At 34.3% G+C, this 15,466-nt stretch carries 12 protein-coding genes and 3 pseudogenes; 6 read left to right on the top strand and 9 right to left on the bottom strand.

Annotated features, from left to right (window positions below; translation table 11 throughout):
* Positions 1 to 128: 128 nt before the first annotated feature.
* A pseudogene (locus GN217_RS17970) lies at positions 129 to 721 on the bottom strand (transposase); the annotation flags it as partial.
* A gap of 690 nt (positions 722 to 1,411) precedes the next feature.
* Between GN217_RS17970 and GN217_RS17965 the strand changes: the two are divergent.
* Positions 1,412 to 2,329 (top strand): polyprenyl synthetase family protein, encoded by a 918-nt coding sequence (locus tag GN217_RS17965; RefSeq protein WP_156858015.1) that lies wholly within the window; start codon positions 1,412 to 1,414, stop codon positions 2,327 to 2,329.
* 893 nt (positions 2,330 to 3,222) lie between these two features.
* Here the strand turns inward: GN217_RS17965 and GN217_RS17960 are convergent.
* Positions 3,223 to 3,432, bottom strand: coding sequence for a hypothetical protein (locus tag GN217_RS17960; RefSeq protein WP_156858014.1), 210 nt, complete (start codon positions 3,430 to 3,432; stop codon positions 3,223 to 3,225).
* Positions 3,433 to 3,482: 50 nt separating this feature from the next.
* Between GN217_RS17960 and GN217_RS17955 the strand changes: the two genes are divergently transcribed.
* The 3 genes from GN217_RS17955 (at position 3,483) to GN217_RS17945 (ending at position 7,935) form a co-directional block, all read left to right on the top strand.
* The gene (locus GN217_RS17955; RefSeq protein ID WP_156858013.1) at positions 3,483 to 5,501 is read left to right on the top strand and encodes a sensor histidine kinase; all 2,019 of its coding nucleotides are present in this window, start codon (positions 3,483 to 3,485) and stop codon (positions 5,499 to 5,501) included.
* Between the two features lie 4 nt (positions 5,502 to 5,505).
* On the top strand, positions 5,506 to 6,123 hold the full coding sequence (locus GN217_RS17950) for a response regulator transcription factor (protein ID WP_156858012.1): 618 nt from the start codon (positions 5,506 to 5,508) through the stop codon (positions 6,121 to 6,123).
* A gap of 582 nt (positions 6,124 to 6,705) precedes the next feature.
* Positions 6,706 to 7,935, top strand: coding sequence for an IS4 family transposase (locus GN217_RS17945; protein ID WP_156858011.1), 1,230 nt, complete (start codon positions 6,706 to 6,708; stop codon positions 7,933 to 7,935).
* 424 nt (positions 7,936 to 8,359) lie between these two features.
* On the opposite strand, the gene GN217_RS17940 is transcribed toward GN217_RS17945, so the two are convergent.
* From GN217_RS17940 to GN217_RS17920, 6 genes and pseudogenes are all read right to left on the bottom strand, one after another.
* The gene (locus GN217_RS17940; protein WP_198042719.1) at positions 8,360 to 9,172 is read right to left on the bottom strand and encodes a GMC family oxidoreductase N-terminal domain-containing protein; all 813 of its coding nucleotides are present in this window, start codon (positions 9,170 to 9,172) and stop codon (positions 8,360 to 8,362) included.
* A complete protein-coding gene (locus GN217_RS17935; protein ID WP_156858009.1) occupies positions 9,144 to 9,443 on the bottom strand; it encodes a hypothetical protein in 300 nt (99 codons plus the stop codon). Before GN217_RS17935 ends, GN217_RS17940 begins: the two co-directional genes overlap by 29 nt.
* Before the next feature lie 33 nt (positions 9,444 to 9,476).
* Complete coding sequence (locus GN217_RS17930) at positions 9,477 to 10,124, bottom strand: gluconate 2-dehydrogenase subunit 3 family protein (protein WP_232334498.1); 648 nt, start codon at positions 10,122 to 10,124, stop codon at positions 9,477 to 9,479.
* Complete coding sequence (locus tag GN217_RS19115; protein ID WP_232334497.1) at positions 10,072 to 10,263, bottom strand: twin-arginine translocation signal domain-containing protein; 192 nt, start codon at positions 10,261 to 10,263, stop codon at positions 10,072 to 10,074. The genes GN217_RS17930 and GN217_RS19115 overlap by 53 nt, the downstream gene beginning before the upstream one ends.
* A 261-nt stretch (positions 10,264 to 10,524) precedes the next feature.
* A pseudogene (gene rpsI, locus GN217_RS17925) lies at positions 10,525 to 10,596 on the bottom strand (30S ribosomal protein S9); the annotation flags it as partial.
* 569 nt (positions 10,597 to 11,165) lie between these two features.
* Positions 11,166 to 12,068 carry a LysR family transcriptional regulator gene (locus GN217_RS17920; protein ID WP_156858008.1) on the bottom strand — a complete coding sequence of 301 codons (903 nt, stop codon included), beginning with the start codon at positions 12,066 to 12,068 and terminating at the stop codon, positions 11,166 to 11,168.
* A 135-nt stretch (positions 12,069 to 12,203) separates the two neighbouring features.
* Here GN217_RS17920 and GN217_RS17915 point away from each other — a divergent pair, with 135 nt between their 5' ends.
* Together GN217_RS17915 and bla are read left to right on the top strand one after the other, a co-directional pair.
* Positions 12,204 to 13,223, top strand: coding sequence for an alpha/beta fold hydrolase (locus GN217_RS17915; protein WP_156858007.1), 1,020 nt, complete (start codon positions 12,204 to 12,206; stop codon positions 13,221 to 13,223).
* 235 nt (positions 13,224 to 13,458) lie between these two features.
* A complete protein-coding gene (gene bla / locus GN217_RS17910) occupies positions 13,459 to 14,385 on the top strand; it encodes a class A beta-lactamase (protein ID WP_156858006.1) in 927 nt (308 codons plus the stop codon).
* A gap of 336 nt (positions 14,386 to 14,721) precedes the next feature.
* Here the strand turns inward: bla and GN217_RS17905 are convergent.
* Positions 14,722 to 15,466: pseudogene (locus tag GN217_RS17905) on the bottom strand (transposase); the annotation flags it as partial.

Genomic DNA, 15,466 nt, shown 5'->3' with positions numbered 1-15,466 from the left:
AATTAAAAAACTCCCCTCTATTAATATGAAAAAAACTTAGCACATTATAGCAGGGAAGTCTATTTTTAATCTGGAGGAATTTGAACAATTAGCAAGTGTTTTAGATGGAACAATGTGGAGCTTTACACTAATTGAGCTTCAATCTTTTTATCGTAAAGAGGTAGATTGGCTCTTTTTCAGCTTGTTCTTTCAACCATTGTTCGCGCTCTTCTTTGGATTTGCGTCCGCGTTTTTTAGGTTTAGGCTTTGGCTTTTCTTCTTTTGGTGGTGCTTGATCCCTAGCTTCAAAGTGTGTAGCGTCAATGGCAATCGTGTCATCCATAATAAAACCCTCTGAAATAGCTTGAAGGACTACCTTTTCTTGAACCTTTTCCAGGATATTGGATTCACTTAGCTTGGTTAAAAGCCGAGAATAAGACGCTTCAGAAGGGACATCGTCAGAAACGAGAAATCCACAATTCAGCTTGAAAGCAATGTCTTCATTCAGTCGTTTAACCAGGTCTTTAATGGTGGGAATTCGTTCCACGTATCGAACAAAAACGGAAATAATCATGGCACCATAATTTAGCTCTTCAGGCGCACCAAAACGTGATTTCTTAGTTACTGCATGGTAAATTGCATCTAAATCTATCGCAGAAATAATCGCTTCATATTTTTGGGTAGGTTCCATGTCGTATAATTCTTGGATGCCAAATAGGCTATATTGTCGTATAATGGTCATAAGAAGCACTCCTTCAGTCTTTTTATAGTTTTGTGGATATTACCATTATACAAGATTTGGGGAGGTGCTTCTTTTTTCATCTCTCAAAACCGATGGGAGACAAGCGGTAAGAATTATGAAATTCATTCTTAGGAATAAAAGTTGTTTTGTCCGTTAAACTGGACTGATAATAATGTGCTAGTTTTTGCTCTTAAGTATAACTGTCAGTACGAAAACCGAACGGACAAATTTCCAAGTGTCCTTTTATTTACTATTTATGAAAGTTATTTTCGTGATACTAGCAATGGTCTGACAAAAGGATCTACAATAATCATAACTAAATCATTTTAACAATATACAAAAAAACCTCTTTACTCCTACCTAGACCTAGCTAATTATTAAAATAATTATTGAAAAGGGAATAATTAGGATATCTTATTTTAGATCATAACATATATTCAAACTGTATTTACCGCAAAAATCCCCTAAATTTTTGTTTGCGGTATTCCGAAAATTTTAAAGTCTAGTTTGTGGAATCTCCTAAATATTTAAATTTGACTTTTTCTCAAAAGTTTAACTTAATCGTATATGTGCCGGTATTTAAGACTAATTATAATTCTGTATACCTAATATAATTGACTCTTTTGTAATGATAAAAAATCCCTGATTTTATTATAATATATGGTATGGTAGATATTAGGGGGGATTATAATGCAAAGAGAGAAATTAGTAAATATGGCAAAAAAAATGATAAATGAAGGATTTATGGAAAAAAGTATAAAAACCGAAATAAATCATTATATTGAATACAAATTTAACGAATCCTTAAATTTTGCCAAAATTACTGAAATTCATTTTGATATCTTCAGAGAAGATAAAAACAATATATATAAATTGAAGGCAATGACTATCATAGAATTAATTATTCTAGCCTCTGATATTATGGATGATATACAAGATAAAGATGCCCATAAGGATATACCATGGAGTAAAATAGATGAAGCTTATAGTTTTAATATTATTGTTGGAATCTTACTTATATGTCTAAATGAAGTTGATACAATAGGGGATAAAAGTGATACTGAATGGTTGAAAAATAATATATATCAATTTCTTTTACAAGCCATAAGCGGCCAACAGATAGATTTAAAAAATGAGCTGTTGACTGAAGCTGATTATTTACATATGTGCTATTTAAAGTCAGGCTCTTTAATTGCTTTAGCATGTTTGCTAGGTGCAATTAATGTAGATAATCGAGTAAAGAAAATAATAAGTGAATATGCTAATTACTTAGGAGTCATTTTTCAATTAAGAAATGATGTTGCTGATTTGAAGAATGGATTCATTAAAAATGATCTATTACTCAAAAAAAGAACATTACCGATTTTATACTATTTAAACACAAATGATAAAGTGTATGAAAATATTCAAGATTATTATTTTAATAGCTTATCAAATAAAGATCCTTCAACGATTCATCAAGATTTGATGAGCAAGGACGCATTGCTTTATTGTTCAATTGTAGAAAGTATATTTATCCGCAAATATGAAAGAATTATTGATCAATTTAATCTATCCAAAAGTAAGAAAGACTTGTTATTAAATATTATTTCTATAGGAAAAGAATAATTAAAGTAAACAAAAGGATAAAAAAAGCACTAGAGGGCATTATTTTTTCAACTCTAGTGCTTTTTTAATAGGAAAAGCCATTCTACTTAGTTTAGAATAATTTTACTTCCAGAGACATATTATCTATTTACGTACTATAAAAACTTAAAACTAATAGTATTAAAACTTCTAAGACAACTAAATAAATCATATATCTACCATATTTAAAAGTATCTTCATCATAGTTTTTGCCACTTTTGAAAGTCCATAAGAATAAGCCCAAAACAGTAATTGCAAGAACAATCTTAATAATGGTTAAAATTGACATGCTATTTAATCATCCATTCCTAACAGAGTTTTTATTAAGCATTTCTGCATTGCCATCCGTATATTAATTTCCCCTCGAGTACAATTTTTTTACTGCACTTTTCGTTTGAGAGCTTACATTGGACTATTAAAGTAGCAAGATAGAAATGTCTTACAATTACCCTACCTAGATTCTACCATCTTTTTTAACAGTATTTTCCCTAAGAAAACCCTAAACATTTTTCATGTATCTTTTGCGGTTTTCCGTAATATACTTCAATAATATTTAAGGGATACGGTGCTAATAAATAAGGATTTTTTTATGATATTATATACTAAGGAAGTAGATAAAAGTGTAACCAGATTTAATAAGAGGGGGTTTGGAAGATTAAGATAAGGATTAATAGTTATTGTTATTTTAAGATAGCCGAAATGTGTGAGGGTATAAGTACGTAAATTTAGGTATCTCATCAAATCCTAATAGGTTACTAAAATCATTAAGATTTGATGAGAATGGACAGTCAACTTAATTTCCTGTTCTAATTATATGGATATAGCATAGTTAAGCATTGGATGCCAGTAAAATTAAGATATACTTTAGCTTCAATTTAGATGTTTTTATAAGGTTTCCATGTAGTAGAGGTAAGCGAATTAAGAAATGTAGTAACATTATTTTCTTTTACAGAATCTTTAATAATAGCAATATCTTCAGATGAAAGATTTAATTCTGTATTAAATTTTACATTATTACTAGCGAATGTTGACTTGTCATACTGTGCTTTTTTTCCTAATTGTTGTTGAACGATTTGCATAATCATACTTTCACCTCCTCTCTAAAGAACGTTGGTGTAAAAGGAGTGGAAATTTAATGCTAAAATTAGATAAATACAAAGTAGTAAAATTATTATTTTATTTACTGCATATCTATTTATTGTGTAGAGTTTTTTATTATAATGATCATAATATCAAATGGGAAATTATGTATTTACCATGTATCTTTTCAGCAGTTATTTCCATCTTTACTTATATGATATACACACAAAGCAGCAAAAAGTCTAGTCATTTCTTAATTTACTTTTTATTAACAGGCTCTATTACATATTTTACAGCCTTTCTGCAATCAACAGAGATTTATTTAGCTATCATAATATTCACTATTTGCTTCCAATTAAGTAGTTGGTTTTTCAATAAATTCATTACTGAAATTTTGTTTTACCGAAGAATTACTTACAGAAGAAAAATTAAAACAGAGAAAGTAAATCTATTACTTTTAATTATTGTTATTTGTTTGGAATTCAGTTCTATTTTCTTTAAACAACTATCAAGTATTATCAAAATTCTTTCTATAATTTACTTTTTAAGCAATATCCTTATTCCGCTATGCAGGATATTTTATTATTTATTACACTCTAATTATCAAGATAAATCTTTTTTACGTTGGATGGTAGGTATTCCGATATTTTCATTTGGGCCTTTTCTTTTTCTCTATGCAATACCTCTATTATTTGGTAAATCATGGATTGACCCCTTTATTACAACGTGGGCTTTTTTTGCTATTCCAATTGGATACACTTATTTAATTTTGGCAAAAAGCCTTTTAGATTTAAGGTTTATGGTTAATCGTTTCCTTTATTATCTCTGTCTAGCATTAATACCCTCATTTATTATTGCTTTAGTTTTAATTTGGTTTGGTTCTTTATTTGACTTTATTCACTTGATACAACTTTTTGGTATATTATTATTATTTAATGCGATATTTCTTTTACTAAAAGAAAAGATTGACTACTATTTTCGTTATGCTTTATTCCAGGATAAAAATAATATCATACAAGGGATAGAACAATTAATACAAAACTTAAAAAATGTCCTGAATCTTTCAGATTTAAATAGTTATGTTGCACAGGAAATAAACAAAATGTTTAATCCAGTTGAAGCAACTATCATTAAATATAATACCGATACAAATCAAATTGAAAGAGAACATTTAATTGGGAATTCTAACTTTGAGGATATCCCACTCCAAAACTTCAACGCAAAAAAAGATAAAATATTAATTGATTATGAGAACTATATTGGTTTTATTCTATCTAAACAATCAAAGACAATTCACTATTTATGGATAAAAAAACCCAAGAAACACATGCGTTTTCAAATTTATGAGAAATCTTGGTTGCTGATTTTTATTACTTATATTCGGCTTACCTATGAGAATATCTTGATTAACGAAACTTTTGTAACAAAAATAATGGAATCAAATGTTGAATTTTCTTCTTCCCAGTCTCGTTTTTTATTTCATATCGCAGAAATAGAAAGAAGAAGAATAGCAGATAATATTCATAATACAATCTTACAAGACCAAATATACATTTTCCGAAAGTTAGATACTCTTGCAGAAGAAAAGTATTCTGAATTAATACCTCTAAAGAATGAATTTAAGAAGGTTATTGACAGAACAAGAGCGACTTATATGGAAATTATACCTAACACTTTACTTAACAGTGGTTTATCTTCTTCTTTAGGTAAACTATTACATCAATCACAACATAAAGCTCCTTTTCGCTTAGATTACGAAGTTGAGTTAACAACTGATACATTCAATTATTACGAAAAATCATTAATAATTTATCGCGTAGTGGAAGAGTTGATAAATAACGCAATAAAACATTCTGGTGCAAAACGCGTATCGATTTATATATGGGAAACGGAGAAAAAATTATATATTGATTACCTAGATAATGGTAAAGGTTTTGATGATAAAGAAGCACTTGATACAGAGCAAATAGGACTTAAAAGTATTAATGAGCGAATTAAGAGTCTAAATGGTACCATTGAGTTTATTACAAATTCACCGAAAAATGTTCAAATTTATATAACAATACCGGGGTGATACAATGTTGAAAATTCTAATTGTTGATGATCACTATTTAGTAGGCGAAGGGACAAAAACTATGTTAGAAAGCGAGGGGGAAATTTCTGCAAAATATGTATCTACGGGAAAAGAAGCTTTATCATTAAATGAAGTTTTCGATATTTACATTGTTGATATCAAAATGCCTGATATGACAGGAATCGAATTATCAAAAGAATTACTTAAAAAAAATGAAAAGCAAAAAATTATACTATATACAGGTTTTGCTGATCAAGAATGCTTAGAATTATTTACCGAAATTGGAGTCAGTGGTATTATAAGTAAAACGGCAACAAAGTCTGAATTAATTCAACTAATTCATAAGGTATTAACTGACCAAACTATTATTCCTTTATCAATTTTCAAAGAAAAGAATAAAAATATTAACGAAGAGAGTCATGGATTATCTGAAAGAGACTTAGTTATTTTAAAAGCTATTTCTGAAGGGTTAACCAATAAAGAAATAGCTGAAAAGTTATTTTTATCTGATAGAACAATAGAGCATCGATTATCAAAAATATATAAAGCTTTAGGAGTGAAAACAAGAGGGGAAGCAATAACTAGAGCAATACAACTTAAATTATTAGAAATTAAAAAATGATTATGTAAGTATCATTATCCTAACTGATAGGTTATTGCCAGCAATCCACCTCGATTGCCTTAGACTCACAGATTATCGCTCGTTTCTAAAAAAAGTCATGGCGTATGAATCGAGTGGCTCATCATCCTTAGAACATATCTGATTTTTTAGTTTATACTGCACAGCGCTATCTTCTGTGCTTTCTTTGTCAAAGAACAAATATATGATTATGGTATCCTTTCGTAACAGGAGAGGTAGATCTCAGACTTGGTGATAAGATTGCCTTCCACGATGGGGAAGGATCAACATATAGTGTTACGATTACTGAGTTAGAAAAGCCATATTTATATGGCTTGCGTGAAATTGATGATCTAATAAACATTTCATTACAGTAGGATAATGGGTGTAGAATAATCTTTGCTCACACTTTGGCAGATTATACCGCAGCGCACTAGCGTTGCATAAAGTTTTTCTACAAATGTCAAGAAAAATATTTAGTTGGAACATTAGGAATAATGGGAGTTTTCACTACAAAAGTCTATAAAAAACCTTATAATAAGGGAATGGTAGTCCTGTCCAAATCCCAAATTATAAGGAGAACTCATGGACAATCATACCATAAAAACTGTATTCAAGGAATACATTCATCCATTAGATTCAAAAGTCATTCAAAAAATGGTTGATCACGCTGGACTTGATAAGTATGTTAAAAAGCTAGATATACTAACTTTTACGAATGCTTTTATCTATGCGCAACTGAAAAATTTAGATAGTTTAAAACGAATAAGCAATACGATTAAACGCAAGAAAACAGTTCAAAGGCTGGTAGGTATTGAAAGTATTAGTAAGTCACAGCTTTCTCGAAAAAACAGAGACATTCCACACGAAATTTTTGAAGTAATTTTACATCATTTAATTCAGAAGTTGCACCATATACTTGGACCAAGAATGGTAAGTAAGGAACTTGGTAAACTTCATTTGATTGATTCATCAACGATATCCATGTGTCTCAGTCAATATGAATGGGCAGATTTTCGAGAAACAAAAGCTGGCGTGAAGATGCATACTTCCATTTCCTTTTGCAATGGCATTTCTTATCCAAATAAAGTAAATCTCAGTCCGGCAAGACCTGCGGATGAAACGCAGCTGGATGCACTGATTATAGCGGATAAAAAAGTACTACATGTGTTCGACCGTGGCTATTTCAACTTTGAAAAGTTTGAAGCCTATTCGAAAGCTGGTATTCGTTTTGTGACACGAATTAAATCAAATACTGTTGTGCATGTCATCGAGGAAATGCCGGCTGACGATACTTCTCCAATCACTCGACATGCGATTATAAAGATTGGAAACATGAAGCATGAACTGCAATTAGTAGAGACCCGAGATAGTGAAGGGAATCAAATTAGAATCGTGTGTAATGATGCAAAGGTGAGTGCACAGGAAATAAGCGACCTTTACCGAAATCGTTGGCAAATTGAATTATTTTTCAAATGGGTAAAGCAACACCTTGTAATCAAAAAGTTGTATGGAAAAAGTGAAAATGCCGTATACAATCAGCTCTATCTAGCGATGATCACGTACTGTTTAACACTGCTTATGAAGAACAGAATAAGCTATAAAGGCACACTACTAGAGATGCTTCACTGGATTCGTGATTGCTGGGATAAATCAATGACGAATTTTATTTCCGAAGTGTTTAAACCACCTGAAGGCACATCTAGAGGACGACGGCGGCAAGAACACGAACGTATCTTTGAAGAAACCCTAGCACAATATGAATTAGGAGAGATTTTTTATTTAGATAACTTGGTTTATGATCCACTCATTTAAATAGTATATAAAATTCAAAAATGGATGAAGGGCTACCTTTAAACCCTCGTTGTTCTTTTTTAATTTTATAGAAGGAATATATGACAGAATATTCTCCTGATTAAGCCGGGTAGCTAATCAAGATGGTTGACTTTCAGAAATAGTTTTAATGCAACGCTAGTGTGGATCATTGAACATATTTACATATTTTGGATCTAAGTCCATATAGTTAAATTTCCAACCGAATGATGGTGACATAAATCCAACACTTAACATACGGTTTGCATAGTGAATTGATTTTTCTTTAAATTCTTTCCCCCATCGTGGTGTATCTTGTGGTACCGGGTTGGAACCAATTGGTCCTGAGCCACGTTGACGAATTTCACAAATTCCTCCACCGATAAAGTCTAAGTTGGAATTATCGATATTGTCACTATCGAGGTCACTAAATGTCCCCCCCTAAAGCACCTGCCCCCATAAATAAGTTGAACTTTTCATTCTCAAAGAAACCAGTCGCACTTCCACCTGGAGATGCTAATCCGGCAGAGTTTTTACCAATAACTCCTTCTCCTGTTTGCGGATCATAAGGTTTTCCAATTTCCGAAAGTAACATTAAGTGTGTGTTAGAAATAGTATAACCAGCCAGAATAACTACGTCAGCAGGTTGCTCATATTCAATTCCCGTACGCATGTCTACATATAAAATACCGGAAGCCTTCCCGTCTTTATGTATCACACGCCGATAGGAATCTGTACGTAATTCAAAGTTACCTGTTTTTATAGCTGTAGGAATAACTGTTGCAATTGGGTCTGATTTCGCACCAAAGTCACAACCATACATCATACAGAATGAACAATATTGGCAAGCATTAATGGTTTCTCCATCTGGATTTTCATATTGCTCAGAAAGGTTAGCAGACGGTATCATAATTGGGTGGTATCCTAATTTGGATGCTGCTTTTTTAAATAATTTTACTGGATATGAAGGACGCATTGGACCTGTAGGATAGCTATCGCTACGTGGTGGGCCCATAGGGTCCTCTTCACCAGATGTACCCGCTGTTTTTTCTAATTGGTCAAAGTAAGGTTCCAACTCATCATATGATATCCCCATATCTTGTAAATTCATATCTTCTGGAATTTTATCTTCTTCATATTTTTCAATCGTAATAGAGCGTGCTTGAAGGTCAAATTTACGTCCACGCTGAGTAACACCTGACCAGTGGGCACTACTTCCCCCCAACGTTGTTTCCTTCAAAGTTCTCTCTCTGTGTTCGAAGCGGGAATGCTTCCTCATCTAAACTGCCACGTGCTGTGATAGTTGAAATAGAGTTATCTGTCATAATTTCATAACGAGATGCATACAGCAGCTCATCTTTAGAGCCGACGAAATCATTATGGTCATGATCTTTCCCTCGTTCCAGAGCTACTACTTTATATCCCTTTTTTGCTAGTTCAGCTGAAGGAATTCCACCAGCCCAACCTGTACCAACTACGACAACATCTACTTTGTCTAATTTTATAGCCATAACATTCCTCCTACTTTATTACGTTATCTGTGTTTAACTCTGATAATCTTTTGAACTCATTTGTTCAATGATTTGGAACTCCTCTTCTTCGATTAAGTCACTATAACCCGCACGAATTCCGGGATGTTCTTTCATTTTCCACCTCATCATGTTCTTGTTTCCACCGTAAAGCGGATCAGCATATGCTCCTTCAATCGTCATTTGACGTAATAAGTTAAAGAATGTCGAGCCTTTAACACTACGTAATTCAATTTCTCCAGCTTCCATTGCTGTTAGTATCTCGTCTTGTTGTTCACCTTCTAAATCAAAAAACTCTGCATCATAGGTTTTTAAACTTTCGTCATTCAACTTTCGAACACCTTCAATAAATACTTCGCCACGTGTCATTAACGTTTGATAAGACGAATCAACTTTTACTTTTTGAACAGGACCTTTCATATAGTCAAATTTATTCGAACCATACGAACCTGCTAGTTGTTTATCAATGAAATAAGGGACACCTAATTTAATTGCTCCTGGGCCATTCTCATCTTCTGGAAATATCCGTTCTGTTACAAAACTAAGAACGTCAAAGTCTTTTTTCTGTTTAAAAAAGAGACGTGCTTCACTGTAATCAATGGCTTCTTCCTTAATTACTTCTTCTGTTGTTTCCTTTGTTTGGAACGGAATTGAATAATCCACCTAATACTGCCCCTCCAATCACGCCACCAGCCGCTATTCCACTCGTTCTAAGAAATTTCCTTCTAGAAGTATCCACAGCTACTTTAGATTCAGACAACGACTTTTCATCTTGATTATCTTCTCTCTTTTTGTCAGACATCGTTCTTTTCCCTCCCCTATATCATTTATGCATGACATGATTTTAAGCCATCACTTCAGGGCTTCTTCCTTAATCATTGAAGTGCAGCTTGTTAACAACTTATTCTCTCCCAAATGAATGGCTTTTTAGGAACGGTTCTTTCCCTCTATCTATATTTAAGCTATTAGAAAAATATTCGAAAAAGAGTGGCACTCATTACTAAAACAGGCTGTCTCACCATAAATGAGATAGCCTGTATACGTAAATATATCAATGTTTTTATTAAGACTGCTTCGAGAACTGTGGTGCACGACGAGCGCCTTTAAGACCGTATTTCTTACGCTCTTTTGTTCTGGTTATATATGGTTTTGTATAGATTAATATAAAAATAAGGATACGCTTGATTTGATTGGTTTTGAGGAAGTTTTGATTCTATAAACTTCTACAGTTTTTTATATTTTTTCAAGTCAGTTTCCATTCAGTACATTCATTTTACATTCACTGATTCAAAATTACATTCACTTTCAAAGCGTTGATACACAAGGTTTTAACGGCATTTGCAAGTCATCTTTTCGAATTTGTTTACTTGATTGTTTTTAAGTCTATTTTCCGCTTCACTTTCCTCCGGATGGAATGAATCACAAACGTGGAATGACAAGAACAATTGTAACTTTGGAATTATGTTTGATCAAAAAGTTGATTACAGCCATTGAAATGTACCACCTCTGACATAGTTTTTACCACTGAATGACACGGAATGTACCAGTAAATGACAAGTGATATCACTTCTCATTTTCTAAATGATTAAAAGTAAAAAAACATAGGTATATTCAATTTCCTCATTTGCTTCGTTAACATGTACAATTGCAATACAAGAAAGGACACTTTCTCAAGGAAAGCGCCCTTTAACGGAAAATTTGATTTCAAGATAAGTTTTTCTCTATAGCTATAACTTCCCTTGCTGCTTCTATGAAAGATAAAATAATTGGTGAAAGCCACTTGTCTTTATGCCATGCCATATGTGTATATACGTGCAAGTCCGGAATTTGCCATGGAAGAGCAATAAGTTCACCCCGTTCAACTTCGGCTTCCACTGTTATTTCCGGAAGAAAGGCAATGCCGATTCTCGAAATTGCACATTGTTTAATGGCTTCGGCATTTTGAAACTCTAAATAAGTAATATCATCAATGCCTTTTTTCTCAAATGACCGGTCAAACATGGTTCGATAGGTACAACCTTTTTCATTGACCAGGAACACTTCTCCGTGAAAATCTTCCAGCTGTAGTACAGTTAGTTTCGCGAGAGGATGATCAGGAGCGACGAAAAAGCGGAAAGTTTCTTCCAGCAACGGTTCCACTGTAAGCCCAGTTGAGAGAATGGTTTCGTCCAGCATAAAGACGACATCCGCGGTTCCCTCAAAGAGAGTTTGCTTGAGTTCCTGATTTGGAACAGAGCGGAAGATGAGACGAACACTTGGATAGCGCGAACGAAATAGCTGGAAGACAGCTGGAAGCCTATAGGCGCAAAGAACCTCGTTGGCACTTATCGTTAAGGTACCGGTTAGATTTTCATTATCGTGAACGGCACTGCGAGCTTCGTCCAACTTGTCTAGAACACCTTGGACATGAGTTAAAAAGCGCTTACCCGCAGTTGTGAGTATGAGTTGTTTGCCCAATCTGTCAAAGAGACGAACGCCAAGCTCTTCCTCCAATGCTTTTATTTGCATCGTGACGTTGGAAGGGACGTAGTTCAGCACTTCCGCAGCCCGACTGAAATTTAAAGTTGAAGCAACCGTGTGGAACGTATTCAGTTGGCGTAATTCCATCGTACTACCTCCTCTCACTTTCAATATTATTGAATATTACTATGAATTTTATTCACTTTATTTGAGGTTATCACAGGTTTATACTAACAACAAGAAATACATTTTGGATTTCACTTTGAAAGGAGCAACAATACAATGGATTACGAAATTTTTGATTTGGGTGATGTTTCCTTGCAATCAGGAGTAACATTGCCGAACGCTTTTCTTGCTTATAAGACTTACGGGAAATTGAATGAAAAGAAAGATAATGTCATCATCTATCCAACTGCTTTTGGCGACCAACATGTTCAGAATGAATGGCTAATTGGAAATGGCATGGCACTAGATCCGCAGAAATATTTCATTATTGTTCCAAATCTTCTGGGAAACGGATTATCTTCGTCTCCTAGTAACACGCCTCCTCCATTTGACAAGGCTAATTTTCCGCAAGTAACCATATATGACAACGTAAAATTACAATATCGGTTGGTGACCGAAAAATTCGGCATTCAAAAGATTGCGCTCGTAGTTGGATGGTCAATGGGAGGCATTCAATCATTCCAATGGGGGGCAAGTTACCCCGACATGGTGGAACGAATTGCACCTTTCTGCGGAGGTGCAAAGACTTGGCCGCAAACGTATGTGGTCCTGGACGGAATGAAAGCTGCCCTTATGGCTACAATTGGCTTCGATTCAAGTAAACTAAACCAATTGACTTCTGAAGACATGCGTGCTGTTGGCCGAGTCTATGCGGGATGGGGCTTATCACAAGACTATTATAGAGAGGGACTTTATCGAGAAATGGGATTTGATTCATTGGAAGATTTTGTGTCTGGCGTCTATGAAAATAGCTTTATGAAAATGGATCCGCACAATTTCCTAGCTATGTTATGGACAGGCCAATTTGCAGATATTAGTGCAAACCCCGCCTATAACGGAAATTTCAATGAGGCTCTCAAAAGCATTAATGCATTTGCCTGCGTCATGCCAGGGATTACGGATCTCTTCTGCACTGCGGACGATAACGAATACGAGGTTAAGCTTATACCTAATGCTGTTTTTAATCCTATCGAGTCGATTTGGGGCCATTTTGCCGGTCGCGGAATGAACAGTGCCGATAATAAATTTATTGATGACAACCTAAAGCGCTTGTTGGCGATTAGTACAAACGAATAAATCATCATTAGCATTGGATGACAGCTCCGCTGGTACTACCCCGAAACCCAATATATCAAAGACGGTCTTTTTCTCGTATCGATGAGATTTTCGCCCATTTCGCTGTAGGTGGTTGAACAGGCGAAGTTATCAAAAGGTAAAGGGAGAGTAATGAGTAAGATTCAGTATGTAAGAGTGAAAGTAAGACTAATTTTACTTATATGGATAACTATATTTTTTGAAAGGGGTTAGTTTAATGAAATCAAGGAACATAATTTTTAGTACTTTTAAAAAAATTGTACCTGTCCTACTTCTCTCATGTGTAACCCTTGTAGGTTGTTCAGAGGATAACACCCATTCCGCTCAACCTAAGCAAAAAAAACAAGAAACCGCAATTAAAGATGATTTTGCCAAACTTGAGGATAAATTTGATTCTAAACTTGGTGTCTTTGCGTTGGATACTGGTACAAACCAAACCGTAGTCTATCACCCAGATGAGCGTTTTGCATATGCATCTACTCATAAGGCTCTAGCTGTAGGAGCACTTTTACAACAGAAATCAATAGAAGACCTTAATCAAAGAATTACCTATACACGCGATGATCTTGTCAATTATAATCCGATTACAGAAAAGCATGTTGATACAGGGATGACTCTTAAGGAGCTTGCTGATGCTTCTATTAGATACAGTGACAATACTGCGGCGAACCTTATACTTAAGGAACTGGGGGGACCGACTGGATTTAAGAAAATACTGGATGAGATTGGTGATAATGTTACTAATCCTGAGCGATATGAGCCAGAGTTAAACGAAGTTAATCCAGGTGAAACTTATGATACAAGTACACCAAGAGCACTTGCTACTAGTCTTCAGGCTTTTACATTGGGAGATACACTTCCAGCTGAGAAACGTGAACTTTTAATCGATTGGATGAAAAGAAATACGACTGGAGATGCGTTAATTCGTGCTGGAGTTCCGAAAGGTTGGGAAGTGGCTGATAAGACTGGATCAGGATCATATGGTACGAGAAATGACATTGGAATCATTTGGCCACCAAAAGGAGATCCTATTGTTCTTGCTGTACTTTCAAGTCGCGATAAAAAGGATGCAGATTATAATGACAAGCTTATTGCTGAGGCAACAAAAGAAGTAATTAAGGCTCTTAAAGTCAAAAATAAATAGGAAATGATTGATAAAAAAGGTTACGTTAAGTAGCCTTTTTTTATTAGATTAATTCCTATAAATGTTAACTAGGTTTGTATATGATATGCATTTATCAATATACAAAAAGGTCTTAGCCGAAATCGTTAATTTATCAACCATGTATAAAATCCTACATAATCGATAAAAATGAACAAACCCTTGATAGATATGGGTTTATGGTTTTTGCAAACTTCATATAGTTAACTTTATGTTTTGACATCTATAACTTTTGATGATGGAATCAATTTCATAATTGCTCTTTTTAAAAATACAAAGACGTACAGAATTTCTAAATTGTATTTTTAAAAACAGAAATCATGCAGTTTGTGATGGATTTAATTGCGCATCGATACGATCTGCGGCGAGCTTTGATGCATTATAAACAAGGGTTACCATGTCAAAATGGACTTTTGCACGCTTTCCCGTACGATAACGAACATTGTCCAACTGAAACCATTCTTTAAGATAGGCGTTCACGCGTTCTACAGCGGTGCGACGTTTGTAAATATTGTCCCATGCTTTGGAACCGCGGGCTGGAACAGTATACTTCCGAAGGTCTTTCGTTATTTTCATTTTATAAACCTTTTGACAGATGCCTTCATTCGCCAAAGGACAGTCACTACATTCTTTTGGATTCGTGAATTTTAATGTTTCATATTTGGCATCAAAGCTATCGTAACGATAAGAATGCTCACGAAAACAGGTGGGGGCAAAGTGTTTGTCGTAACCTAGTAGTTCCCCTTCATTTCGTCTGTTGTATGCAATCACAGATTGTTGGCCCATTCGATGGACTTGCTCGTAAATCGGTTCAAAGTCATAGCCTGCATCCGCTGTCTGATGACGTAAATTCAATTGAGGAAAGCGTTCCTGAACGCTTTTAAGTAACGGAATGGCAGCCTTCCCATCATTTAGATTGCCTGATGAAAAGAGGGAATCCAAATATATTGACTGGATGTGCCAACGATTAAGTGAGCTTTGTAGCCAAACCAAAAAACATTTTTTCCTTCCGAGTTCTTCTTTACGCCCCATTTTGGGTCTATGGGAACTTCGGAACGCAACT

The organism is Oceanobacillus sp. AG, assembly GCF_009746545.1.
Taxonomy (GTDB): Bacteria; Bacillota; Bacilli; order Bacillales; family Amphibacillaceae; genus Oceanobacillus; species Oceanobacillus indicireducens.
Note: the sequence above shows the minus strand (reverse complement) of the source record. Positions and strands in the feature narration are given on the sequence as shown.

What these genes read in the sequence shown, in the direction of transcription:
- GN217_RS17965 (WP_156858015.1), top strand. Translation starts at nt 1,412, where the DNA reads ATGCAAAGAGAGAAATTAGTAAATATGGCAAAAAAAATGATAAATGAA.
- GN217_RS17960 (WP_156858014.1), bottom strand. Translation starts at nt 3,432, where the DNA reads ATGATTATGCAAATCGTTCAACAACAATTAGGAAAAAAAGCACAGTAT.
- GN217_RS17955 (WP_156858013.1), top strand. Translation starts at nt 3,483, where the DNA reads ATGCTAAAATTAGATAAATACAAAGTAGTAAAATTATTATTTTATTTA.
- GN217_RS17950 (WP_156858012.1), top strand. Translation starts at nt 5,506, where the DNA reads ATGTTGAAAATTCTAATTGTTGATGATCACTATTTAGTAGGCGAAGGG.
- GN217_RS17945 (WP_156858011.1), top strand. Translation starts at nt 6,706, where the DNA reads ATGGACAATCATACCATAAAAACTGTATTCAAGGAATACATTCATCCA.
- GN217_RS17935 (WP_156858009.1), bottom strand. Translation starts at nt 9,443, where the DNA reads ATGGCTATAAAATTAGACAAAGTAGATGTTGTCGTAGTTGGTACAGGT.
- GN217_RS19115 (WP_232334497.1), bottom strand. Translation starts at nt 10,263, where the DNA reads ATGTCTGACAAAAAGAGAGAAGATAATCAAGATGAAAAGTCGTTGTCT.
- GN217_RS17920 (WP_156858008.1), bottom strand. Translation starts at nt 12,068, where the DNA reads ATGGAATTACGCCAACTGAATACGTTCCACACGGTTGCTTCAACTTTA.
- GN217_RS17915 (WP_156858007.1), top strand. Translation starts at nt 12,204, where the DNA reads ATGGATTACGAAATTTTTGATTTGGGTGATGTTTCCTTGCAATCAGGA.
- bla (WP_156858006.1), top strand. Translation starts at nt 13,459, where the DNA reads ATGAAATCAAGGAACATAATTTTTAGTACTTTTAAAAAAATTGTACCT.